The 11,017-nt window shown below is 54.4% G+C and carries 11 protein-coding genes; 4 read left to right on the top strand and 7 right to left on the bottom strand.

Annotated elements, in window-relative coordinates:
- The coding region (locus tag D9N14_RS14330; RefSeq protein WP_290580849.1) for a sugar transferase at nt 1-974 on the bottom strand (974 nt) is incomplete at its 3' end.
- Nucleotides 975-1,419: 445 nt separating this feature from the next.
- Between D9N14_RS14330 and rfbA the strand changes: the two genes are divergently transcribed.
- From rfbA to rfbB, 4 genes are read left to right on the top strand one after another with little or no spacing between them, the layout of a single operon-like run.
- Nucleotides 1,420-2,313 (top strand): glucose-1-phosphate thymidylyltransferase RfbA, encoded by an 894-nt coding sequence (gene rfbA, locus D9N14_RS14325; RefSeq protein ID WP_317622627.1) that lies wholly within the window; start codon nt 1,420-1,422, stop codon nt 2,311-2,313.
- A complete protein-coding gene (gene rfbC / locus D9N14_RS14320) occupies nt 2,310-2,870 on the top strand; it encodes a dTDP-4-dehydrorhamnose 3,5-epimerase (protein ID WP_290580847.1) in 561 nt (186 codons plus the stop codon). Before rfbA ends, rfbC begins: the two co-directional genes overlap by 4 nt.
- Nucleotides 2,867-3,730, top strand: coding sequence for a dTDP-4-dehydrorhamnose reductase (rfbD, locus tag D9N14_RS14315; protein WP_290580845.1), 864 nt, complete (start codon nt 2,867-2,869; stop codon nt 3,728-3,730). The genes rfbC and rfbD overlap by 4 nt, the downstream gene beginning before the upstream one ends.
- A gap of 36 nt (nt 3,731-3,766) precedes the next feature.
- On the top strand, nt 3,767-4,834 hold the full coding sequence (gene rfbB / locus D9N14_RS14310) for a dTDP-glucose 4,6-dehydratase (RefSeq protein WP_290580843.1): 1,068 nt from the start codon (nt 3,767-3,769) through the stop codon (nt 4,832-4,834).
- A gap of 64 nt (nt 4,835-4,898) precedes the next feature.
- Here rfbB and D9N14_RS14305 read toward each other — a convergent pair whose 3' ends face one another.
- The 6 genes from D9N14_RS14305 to rpmH form a co-directional block, all read right to left on the bottom strand.
- On the bottom strand, nt 4,899-6,299 hold the full coding sequence (locus D9N14_RS14305) for an undecaprenyl-phosphate glucose phosphotransferase (RefSeq protein ID WP_290580841.1): 1,401 nt from the start codon (nt 6,297-6,299) through the stop codon (nt 4,899-4,901).
- 689 nt (nt 6,300-6,988) lie between these two features.
- Nucleotides 6,989-8,374: a tRNA uridine-5-carboxymethylaminomethyl(34) synthesis GTPase MnmE gene (gene mnmE / locus D9N14_RS14300; protein WP_290580839.1), complete on the bottom strand. Its 1,386-nt coding sequence runs from the start codon at nt 8,372-8,374 to the stop codon at nt 6,989-6,991.
- Nucleotides 8,375-8,394: 20 nt separating this feature from the next.
- Nucleotides 8,395-10,080, bottom strand: coding sequence for a membrane protein insertase YidC (yidC, locus tag D9N14_RS14295; RefSeq protein ID WP_290580837.1), 1,686 nt, complete (start codon nt 10,078-10,080; stop codon nt 8,395-8,397).
- 2 nt (nt 10,081-10,082) lie between these two features.
- The gene (yidD, locus tag D9N14_RS14290) at nt 10,083-10,349 is read right to left on the bottom strand and encodes a membrane protein insertion efficiency factor YidD (RefSeq protein ID WP_290580851.1); all 267 of its coding nucleotides are present in this window, start codon (nt 10,347-10,349) and stop codon (nt 10,083-10,085) included.
- An 11-nt stretch (nt 10,350-10,360) separates the two neighbouring features.
- Nucleotides 10,361-10,738 carry a ribonuclease P protein component gene (gene rnpA / locus D9N14_RS14285; protein ID WP_290580835.1) on the bottom strand — a complete coding sequence of 126 codons (378 nt, stop codon included), beginning with the start codon at nt 10,736-10,738 and terminating at the stop codon, nt 10,361-10,363.
- Nucleotides 10,739-10,754: 16 nt separating this feature from the next.
- A complete protein-coding gene (rpmH, locus tag D9N14_RS14280) occupies nt 10,755-10,889 on the bottom strand; it encodes a 50S ribosomal protein L34 (protein ID WP_290580833.1) in 135 nt (44 codons plus the stop codon).
- Nucleotides 10,890-11,017: the final 128 nt, after the last annotated feature.

Raw genomic sequence — 11,017 nt, 5'->3', positions numbered from 1 at the left:
CCGTCCAGGCCGTATCGATCCTGGGCAAAAATCACCGGGCCACGGGAAGACAGCTTCACACCGATGGCAATGATCAGCATGGGGATGGCGATCACGGTGAGGATAATCAGCGACAGTACCAGATCTTCCACACGCTTCAGCAACGACCAGCCCCCCCGCATGGGCGTGTCGTACACACTGACGGTTTGCAGTCCACCGACCTGACCAATGCGGGCATGCAGCAGATTATAGATGAAGAAATCCGGTATCAGGTGGACATCCACCGTGGTATCCCCCAACAACCGCAGTATTTGTTCAATCCGGTTTTTGGCAGAGAACGGCAAGCCAACGAACAGGACTTCAAACTCCCCGGCCTGGGCCCGTCTCACCCCTTCATTCACATCACCTTCCACCAGGTCGCTGAAGCGGTTGTTGATGCGGTCGAGTTGATTCTCTTTGGAACGATCGTCAAAGATGGCTTTGAGCTTGTAGCCGGTTTCGGGGTGGTCGAGGATTTCCTGAACCAGTTTGCAGCCCGAATCCGATAGCCCGATGATGGCGACCGAGCGGGTGTTGTGCCCCTGCTTTCGCATATGAAACAGGAACAGTCGGAACAGAATCCGCCAACCACACAAAAAACAGAGCGTCGCCACGATCCAGCCTCCCAGAATAAGCCTGGAATAGTGCTCCGCCGTTTTGGCAAAGAACACGAACATCAACACCGGCAGCAACGCGATGGTCCAGCTCAACAGGGTGTAGAACAGCATTTCCTTGAGCGCGCCGGCGCGCCAGGAACGATACAACCAGAGCAACTCAGAGACGAAGGAATAGGACAGGTTTGCGATCAGTGCCAAAACAAAATAGAGGAAATCGTATTGAACACCGTAGATCAGGGTCGCCAACAGCAATCCCAGCTGGATGATCACCAGATCCGCCAAACGATACATGAACGCAAACTGGTTTACGTTGTTTCTAACAAATCCTTCGTTAGTCATAGCCGATACCGCCCCAATACAGGTTACTACTCGCAGACTGTCTCGCAGACTGTAAAGTTACTGCTCAACTATAGTAAAATTATGACCATGCGCTTTATAGCGATAGTTACGTTACGTAACTTTCTGTAAACCCTGCCAAAGTTGCCAGTCACACGAGAGCCATAGTCTAAACGATAAGACCTCTCACCCTAAGCAAAAGCTCCCTATATAAAAGCGTAATTTGTGCCATTTTGAATGCGGAGTATGTTACGGGTCTTCCGTAATGGGGGCTCCACAATTGCCCCGTACCATGGATGCCCTTACAGTGGGGTGTCACTAGCAATGGTCTGATTCTTGAATAACAATTGCCACACCACAGGCGAGACATCCGTGAAAGTCTGTTAGAGTCACACCTAGAGTTGCCGGCGCTCAATGCCGCTAATTGATGAAGAAGGAAGGATAGATAATGGGTATGAAAGGCATCATTCTGGCCGGGGGCAGCGGTACACGCCTGCACCCTTTAACGCACAGCGTCAGCAAACAGCTCATGCCGGTTTACGATAAGCCGATGATTTACTACCCCCTGTCCACCCTGATGTTGTCCGGTATCAAGGATGTGCTGATCATTACCACGCCCCGCGATGCAGAGGCTTTCCAGCATTTGCTGGGTGACGGCAGTCAATGGGGCATCAATATTCAATATGCCCAGCAGCCCTCCCCGGACGGCCTGGCCCAGGCCTTCATCATCGGCGAGCAGTTCGTCGGCCGGGATCATGTGAGCCTGGTACTGGGGGACAACCTGTTTTACGGTGGCGGCCTGTCGCAGAAGCTGCAGAAAGTGGCCCAGAAGGAATCCGGTGCCACGGTCTTTGGATACTACGTTAAAGACCCCGAGCGCTACGGCGTTGTAAGTTATTCCGACGATGGCCAGGTCACGGACATCGAAGAGAAACCGAAAAAACCCAAGTCCTCCATTGCCGTCACCGGGTTGTATTTCTACGATAACCAGGTGGTGGATATCGCGAAATCCATCAAGCCCTCTGCAAGGGGCGAGCTGGAGATTACCGATGTGAATAAGGTGTATCTGGACCAGGGTCAGTTAAGCGTGGAAGTGCTGGGCCGCGGTTACGCCTGGCTCGATACCGGCACCCACGACTCCCTGCTGGATGCCGCCAACTTCATGAAGCTGGTGGAAGACCGGCAAAGCCTTAAAATCGGCTGCCCGGAGGAAATTGCCTACAAGATGAAATACATCAACGCTGAGCAAATGGCCCAGCTGATCGAACCCCTGCGCAAAAGCGGTTATGGGCAATATCTGGAAAAAATTCTGACCGACAAACACGGACCCTCTCAAATATGAACATCATTCCAACCGACATTCCTGATGTAAAGATTATCGAACCCAAAGTCTTTGGCGACGATCGCGGTTTCTTTTTGGAAAGCTGGCGGGACAGCTGGACAGAGGAGCTGGGCATCCAGGGCCGCTTCATCCAGGACAACCACAGCAAATCGAAGCACCTGACGTTACGGGGCCTGCATTACCAGATCCAGAATCCTCAGGGTAAGCTGGTGCGGGTCACCGAGGGTCGGGTGTTCGATGTGGCGGTGGATATGCGCAAGGCATCCCCCCACTTCGGCAAATGGGTGGGCGTGGAACTTTCCGCCGAGAACAAGCGCTTGTTCTGGGTGCCGCCGGGTTTCGCCCACGGCTTTCTGGTGTTGTCGGAAAGTGCAGAATTTCTCTATAAGTGCACCGACTACTATGCGCCAGAGTATGAGCGCAGTCTGTTGTGGAATGACCCTGATGTAAACATCGACTGGCCCCTTAAGGAAGGCGAAGCTCCCCTGCTTTCGGCCAAGGATGCCGAGGGTGCTACATTACAACAGGCGGACTATTTTGAGGGTGGCACAGTATGAAGGTGTTGGTATTCGGCGCTAACGGGCAGCTGGGTCGATGCCTGCTGCCCAAGTTAGCCGGCCATGACGTGGTGGCCGCTACCCGGGCGGAGATCGATCTGACGGACACTCAGGCCATTGCACCTTTTATTACGGCAATCCAGCCGGATTCTGTGCTGAACCTGTCCGCCTATACCGCGGTGGATAAAGCCGAGTCCGACACCGAACTGGCGTATTGCATCAACCAGCATGCGGTAGCCGCCATGGCACAGGCCTGCGCGACACTGGATCGTCCGCTGTTTCACGTTTCCACGGATTTCGTGTTCTCCGGCAATCAGTCCACACCCTATTCCACGGATGCACCCTGCCAGCCGATCGGGGCTTACGGTGAGTCCAAATTCGCCGGGGAACAGGCCATTGCCCAATACCATCCCGGGCGCTCGGTGATTGTTCGCACCGCCTGGTTGTATTCCGATGTGGGCGCTAATTTCCTGTTGTCCATGTTGCGTTTAATGCGGGAACGGGACACCCTGGGCATCGTATGTGATCAGGTGGGAACCCCCACTTCCGCCTATAGCCTGGCGGATACCCTGGTGCGTTTTCTCGATTCCGATGGCAATGGCGTGTATCACTGGACCGATGCCGGCGTCGCCAGCTGGTATGATTTTGCCGTGGCCATCTATGAAGAAGCGCTGGCCCGTGATCTGGTACCCACTGGTGTGAAGATCAACCCTATTTTCACCGCAGATTATCCGACGCCGGCAAAACGTCCGGCTTTCAGTGTGTTGGATAAATCCAGGACCTATGACGCTGTGCAGGCACCCAAAGTGCATTGGCGGGAAGAGTTGCGGGCCGTGCTGGATCGACTGGCCGGCCAATAGATTTTTGAATAACCGAGTAATGTTAAGGAGACAGCTGTGCGTAAGCTCTTAATCACCGGCGGGGCAGGCTTTATCGGTGTGAACTTTGTGTATTATTGCCTGGAACGCTATCCCGACTGCCGGATTGTGGTGCTGGATGCACTGACCTATGCCGGCAATCGGGCCAGCCTGGATCTGGCTCTGGACAGTAACCGGGTTGAATTTGTTCAGGGTGATATCATCGATCAGGCGCTGGTTACTGAGCTGTTGCAGAAACACGATCTGGATACCATCGTACATTTCGCTGCAGAAAGCCATGTGGATCGCTCCATTACCGGTCCGGACGCCTTTATCGATACCAACGTGGTGGGCACCCATTCCCTGCTGAAAGCTGCACGGGAAGTGTGGCTCACCCAAAAGCAACACTTCGATAACCACCGCTTTCATCATATTTCCACCGACGAAGTATTCGGTTCCCTGGATGCGGATGCTCCTGCGTTCACGGAGTCCAATCAATATGAACCCAATTCACCCTATTCCGCCTCAAAGGCCGCGTCCGATCACCTGGTTCGCGCCTACCATCACACCTATGGCCTGAACACCACCACCAGCAACTGTTCCAATAACTATGGGCCCTATCACTTTCCTGAAAAGCTGATCCCCCTGTGCATCACCAATATTCTGCACGGCAAATCCCTGCCCATTTACGGTGACGGCAAAAACATCCGGGACTGGTTGTATGTGAAGGACCACTGTGTCGGCATCGGTTTGATCCTGGAGCAAGGCGTGGTGGGAGAAACCTACAACGTTGGCGGCGAAAACGAATGGGATAACCTTTCCCTGGTGAACGTGCTGTGTGAAACCATGGACAGCATCTTCAGCCGTCGCCCCGAGTTGAAAGAGCAATTCAGTGCCAGCCCTATGGCCAATGGGCAATCCAGCAAGGAGCTGATCACCTTTGTCACCGATCGCGCCGGCCATGACCGACGTTACGCCATCGACGCCAAAAAAATTCGCGATGAGCTTGGCTACAAACCCAGCGTAGACTTTGAGCAGGGCCTGGTGAAAACCGTGGACTGGTATCTGGAAAATCAGGACTGGTGGCAACCACTACTGCCAAAATAAATATCGGAATAACAAAAAAAGCCATCAAACGATGGCTTTTTTTGTGCTCGGGATTAGGAGTGCTCTAGTAAGCGTTCTGACCCACAAAGCCTTTGGTGAACGTAGCCAGAATGATCCGGCAATCCATCCACAAGGACCAGTTGCGGATGTACTCCAGGTCGTATTGGATACGCATCTTCATCTTGTCCAGAGTGTCCGTCTCACCGCGCCAGCCATTGATCTGGGCCCAGCCGGTAATACCCGGTTTCATCTTGTGCCGCAGCATATAGTATTCAATCTGCTTGCGGTATTCCTCGTTGTGGGCAACCGCATGGGGGCGGGGGCCAACGATGGACATGGTGCCCTGCAATACATTGATGAATTGGGGCAACTCGTCCAGCGAGGTACGGCGCAGGAAAGCTCCGAAGGGCGTGATGCGGGAATCGTTTTTTGATGCCTGCGTTACCTTGGCGCCATTCTCCGTCACCCGCATGGAGCGGAACTTGTAGACTTTGATTTTGCGGCCGTCCAGGCCGTATCGATCCTGGGCAAAAATCACCGGGCCACGGGAAGACAGCTTCACACCGATGGCGATGAACAACATGGGAATGGCGATCACGGTGAGGATCATCAGCGACAACACCAGATCCTCCATGCGTTTCAACAGCGACCAGCCACCACGAATGGGTGTGTCGTACACACTCACAGTCTGCAGCTCACCCACCTGACCGATGCGGGCATGCAGCAGATTGTAGATAAAGAAGTCCGGAATCAGGTGCACATCGACGGTGGTATCACCCAGCAGACGCAGGATGTGTTCGATTCGATTTTTTGCGGTAAAAGGCAGACCGATGAACAGTTCATCAAATTCGCCGGCTTGAGCCCGACGTACCCCTTCCGCGACATTGCCTTCCAGACCGGACACAAACTCACAGTCCAGACGATCCCCTGCACGATCATCAAAAATGCCTTTCAGCACATAACCGGTTTCCGGATGGTCCCGCAGCTCCTTGGCCAGCTTGCAGCCGGAATCAGACAAACCGATGATGCCCACCTTGCGGGTATTGTGTCCGCGGCGACGCATGTGAAACAGAAAATAGCGGAAAGCGATGCGCCAGCCACTGAGCGCTACAAACGTGGAAACGATCCAGGCACCCAGAATCAGACGGGAGAAGTGCTCCGCCACCTGGGCGAAAAACACAAACAGCAGTACCGGCAGTAAGGCCACCACCCAGCTGAGGAAACTGTAGAATAGCATCTCCTTGAGTGCACCGGCACGCCAGGAACGGTAAAGCCACAGCAGTTCAGACACAAACGAAAACGATACATTGGCAATCAGCGCCAATACAAAGTGCTGGAAATCATACTGCACTCCGTACAACTGGGTTGCCAGAAAAAGCGTTGCCTGAATGATTACGAGATCGACTAATCGATACAGAAACGCAAACTGATTCACGTTGTTTCTCACAAATCCATCGTTGCTCATAATACTACGTCGCCCAAATCAATAAGAGTTCGTCTTTGCACACTGAAATTCAAACAAACTGTCCCTGCCAAAATCAGAAGTCTGACTTTGAAGTTTCCGTGTTCTTCGCCAGCCCCAGGGTTGTATCGGGGGCCAATCTTGCCGGGGCCAGATTGGGGGGCCGCTGTGGCAAGTGGGAAGGAATACAAGGCAATAACGACTGACCTAAGGGGTCAACTTCCCTTTGCCGAAAGCAGACCGGAGTCTGCACCCAAAACGGCGATCACTCCTTCCCTTGACGATCGCTGGTGGGTCGCTTACTGCGATGAGCCTTGATCTGCAAACAGCAGGCCAAAAAATAATTCTATTTAAATCATGTAGTTAACATAATTTGACGTTCAGGGTGTTAAGAATACCGACAGAACAACACCCAGTTTCGATCAATAACTGACCAAAAATCTACTCTGTATATCTGTATAAGTTATTGATATATATGGATATAACTTTAGTTTTCAAGGTAGTTTACAAGCCAGAGCAGGCCGCACCCAATTAGGGAGCCACTCAATCAATTGCTTCATTTTTAACATTTAATCAGAGCAACATGACTGTAAAGAAATGTTTACAGGTCACAGTCATAGCGCCGTGTCGAATTCTCTTACAGGGGTTGAGGGTTCAGCATGGAGTCGGAAAAATTATTATAAGTCTCTGTTTTACTTACCAATACAGAAACTGGAAAAGATTCTTCCCAAGAGGTCGTCCGGGGTAAAGCGACCGGTTATTTCGCCCAGGTGTTCCTGCGCCAGACGCAGGTCCTCGGCCAACAGCTCGCCGGCTCCGGCGCACACTAATTGCTCACGTCCCTGGTCCAAGGCGGATCGGGCCCGCTTCAGGGCTTCAATATGTCGCTGGCGGGCGGTGAAGCTCCCCTGATTCTCACCACTGTAGCCCATAGAGGATTTCAGGTGCTCTCGCAGCACGTCCACTCCCTCGCCGGTTTTGGCGGACAGCGGAATCACGGTGTGGCCCGAACTATCCAGCAACGGGACATCCGTCATCAGGTCGATTTTATTCAGCACCAGGGTGAGTGGGGTTCCCGCCGGCAATTGTTGCACAAACTCCGGCCACAGAGCCTGTGCTGAAAAATCCCCAGCGCTTACGGTGGTGCGATCCACCAGCATCAGCACGCGGTCGGCCTGACGGATTTCCTCCCAGGCCCGGCGGATGCCTTCCTGCTCCACCTCATCCGGGCTGTCCCGCAGGCCTGCGGTGTCGGTGATGTGCAGTGGCATGCCGTCCAGGTGGATGTGTTCCCGCAATACATCCCGGGTGGTACCGGCGATGGGGGTCACAATGGCAGTATCACGACCGGACAAGGCGTTGAGCAGACTGGATTTGCCCGCGTTGGGCTTACCCGCCAACACCACCTTCATCCCTTCTTTCATCAACACGCCGCGATTGGCGGCCTTGAACACCAGGTTCAGCTGCTCGATGATGGCATCCAGATCCCCCAGCACTTTCCCATCCGCCAGAAAATCGATTTCCTCCTCCGGGAAGTCGATGGCGGCTTCCACATACATTCTAAGGGCAATCACCTGTTCCACCAGGGTATTGATCTGGTCGGAGAAAGCCCCCTGCAGGGAGCGCAACGCGCTGCGCGCAGCCTGCTCAGAGGAGGAGTCAATCAGGTCGGCAATGGCCTCGGCCTGGGCCAGGTCGATTTTGTCATTGAGGAACGCCCGTTCGGAGAACTCACCGGGGCGGGCCACCCGCGCACCCAGCTCCACCACCTGATTGAGCAGCGATGCCATCACCACGGGGCCGCCATGGCCCTGCAGTTCCACCACATCCTCGCCGGTAAACGAGTTGGGGGCAGGAAAATACAACACCAGCCCTTCGTCCAGCACCTGGCCATCACCATCGTGAAAGCGGGCGAAGTGGGCGAAGCGGGGTTCAAATGGCAGGTTTCTTTTACACAGTGTGCGGGCGATGCCATTGGCCTTGGCACCGGACAGGCGGATGATGCCAACGCCACCGCGCCCCGGCGGAGTCGCCTGGGCCGCAATGGTGTCGTTATCCAAACCGCGAAGGCTGTTCACTGGCTGTTCCGGTGAGGGCGTCAGCTGCTGGCGCCGGATTCAATGCGCTTGGTAATCACATACTGCTGGGTAATGGACAGAATGTTGTTGGTCACCCAGTACAGTACCAGTCCCGCCGGGAACCAGAGGAACATGACGGTGAACAGGATCGGCATCATCTTCATCACTTTGGCCTGCATGGGGTCCGGTGGTGCCGGGTTTAACATCTGCTGCACCCACATACTGCCACCCATGATCAAGGGCAGTACAAAATAGGGGTCCATCACCGCCAGATCCTGGATCCAGAACAGGAAGGGGGCCTGCCGCAATTCCACACTTTCTAACAAAGCCCAATACAACGCCAGGAACACCGGCATCTGAATCAGAATCGGCAAACAGCCACCCAACGGATTGATTTTCTCTTTCTTGTAGAGATTCATCATTTCCTGGGACAACTTCTGCCGATCATCACCGTACTGCTCCCGCAGCCGGGTCATCTCCGGTGCCACTTTGCGCATCTTGGCCATGGATTTGTAGCTCAGCGCAGAGGGATAGAAGAACACCACTTTTACCAACATGGTTAAGAGAATAATGGCGAAGCCCCAGTTACCCGTCCAGGAATGGAACGTATCCAGGCACCAGAACAGAATCTCTGAAATGAAAAACAGGGGGCCGAAATCAATGGCCAGGTCCATGCCCTTGCCGGGCAACAGTGCTTTCAGATCTTTCTGGATTTTGGGCCCTGCGTAGAAACGGGCAGAAAAGGTGTGGGACTGTTCGGGTGCCACGGAAATCTTGGGCGTGGTGAAACCGATGATGTGATTGCCCTTGGCCACCCGGGTACTGTAGTGGTGGGTCTGATCCTGGTCCGGTATCCAGGCACTCATAAAATAGTGCTGGATCATGGCCAGCCAACCGCCGGGAATTTTCTTGTTCAGCGGCGCTTCCACCATATCGTCGAAGCTGATCTTGTTATAGGTCTTTTCCTGATCCCAGTAGGCGCCCCCGAGATAAGTAGGCAAGCCAAAGCCCACCATGCTGTTAAGACCGGGATCGGCACTGCCATCCCGTTTGATCTGGCCGTACATCAGGCCCTGCCAGGTCTCGGTGCCGTGGTTTTCCACCCGATGATCCACGTTCACCACATGACTGCCGGCGGTGAAGGTGAACACTTTACTGATGAGGGCGCCGTTATCCTGCTGGTAACGCAGGGTCACCACCAGCTCTTTCCCGCTGAGGGTATAACTGGTCTGGTCACTGGCGTACTGAGGGCGGCCACCGGGATTGCTGTCCGGACCGTCGGGACCAATCAGGCCACTCTGGGAAATGTAGGTATGCTCGTTGGAGGATTCCAACAGGGTAAACGGCACGTTGGGTGTGGCCAGGGACGCTGGATAATCCTTCAAGCCCACGGCCACAATATCGCCACCCACTGGATTGATTTTCACCGACAGCACATCCGTTTCCACCCGAATCAGCCCCTGGGTGGGTTTCAGGGTTTCCAGAGCCGGAGTGTCCGCCGCTACGGATGGGTCCTGGGGCACATCGGCCGCGCTTGCCATGTCTTCAGTGGGGACGTCTTCCGCCAGGTCCTGTGGATAACTTTGTGCATAAGATTCCACCTGTTCCAACTGGGGTGCTTCCACATAATCTTTCTGCCATTGCAGAATCATCATGTAAGACACCACGGCCAGAGCGGCGATCAAGAGGGTTCGTTGCCAGTCCATCTTCACTTATTGTCTGTCGGATTAGTGTTTGAATGATTACAGCCCTGGTGGCCGTTTGCGTCCGGTACCGGATCGTAGCCGCCGGGGCCCCAAGGATGACATTTAGATAGCCGCCGCAAGGTTAACAGGCTGCCGCGAGCAAAGCCATAGCGTTGGATCGCTTCTTGGGCATAAGTCGAGCAGGAGGGTTCAAAGCGGCAATGGGGCGGCATCAACGGGCTGATGGCCAATTGGTAAATTCTAAGCAGGAACAAGGCGACCGCTTTCAGTGGAGTACCCCCTAGGACTGGGTCGGTGCAGTATGGCACCGGCGCACCAGCTTGGGCCAGTACTTCTGCAGCTCCGCCGCCAATTGCCGGGCATCCAGCTCTTTTACACCCGGGCGGGCCAACACCACAATATCCAGGCCGATCAGCTGTGCTTGAGACAGGCGAAACTGGGTACGGACGACCCGCTTGAACCCGTTTCGGTCCACCGCGCGCTTTAAGTGTTTTTTGGCCACGACCAAACCCAGCCGAGCGGGTTGCTCCGGCTGGGTTTTGCGTGCAAGCAGTAAAAAAGCGGAATGACTGACGCGGCCTTCTGTCTGGTCAAATACACTTTTGTATTGTGACGGGGTCAGCAGGCGCTGGTGGCGTTGGAAGGCAAACGGGCTCACGCCACCGATTCAGCTTTTAGGCGCAGAGACGATGACGGCCTTTGGCGCGACGACGAGCCAAGACTTTACGACCGTTCTTGGTGGCCATACGGGCACGGAAACCGTGGGTGCGCTTGCGCTTCAGATTGCTGGGTTGAAATGTTCTTTTCATGGTACGACCGCTCTGGTGTGTTCAAGTGTTTCAGGGTGGCCCACAAAGTGCTCGCAAAGCCCCTGACCCACCATGGGAAAAAAGAGGCGCAATTCTAAGGTTAAGAAAGGGGACTGTCAATCGGTGAA

The organism is Ketobacter sp., from assembly GCF_003671495.1.
In the GTDB taxonomy this organism is placed as follows: domain Bacteria; phylum Pseudomonadota; class Gammaproteobacteria; order Pseudomonadales; family Ketobacteraceae; genus Ketobacter.
Note: the sequence above shows the minus strand (reverse complement) of the source record. Positions and strands in the feature narration are given on the sequence as shown.

Excerpts from the sequence above, each read along its gene's own strand:
- D9N14_RS14305 (WP_290580841.1), bottom strand. The coding sequence starts at position 6,299 with ATGAGCAACGATGGATTTGTGAGAAACAACGTGAATCAGTTTGCGTTT.
- rfbC (WP_290580847.1), top strand. The coding sequence starts at position 2,310 with ATGAACATCATTCCAACCGACATTCCTGATGTAAAGATTATCGAACCC.
- rpmH (WP_290580833.1), bottom strand. The coding sequence starts at position 10,889 with ATGAAAAGAACATTTCAACCCAGCAATCTGAAGCGCAAGCGCACCCAC.
- rfbD (WP_290580845.1), top strand. The coding sequence starts at position 2,867 with ATGAAGGTGTTGGTATTCGGCGCTAACGGGCAGCTGGGTCGATGCCTG.
- rfbA (WP_317622627.1), top strand. The coding sequence starts at position 1,420 with ATGGGTATGAAAGGCATCATTCTGGCCGGGGGCAGCGGTACACGCCTG.
- yidC (WP_290580837.1), bottom strand. The coding sequence starts at position 10,080 with ATGGACTGGCAACGAACCCTCTTGATCGCCGCTCTGGCCGTGGTGTCT.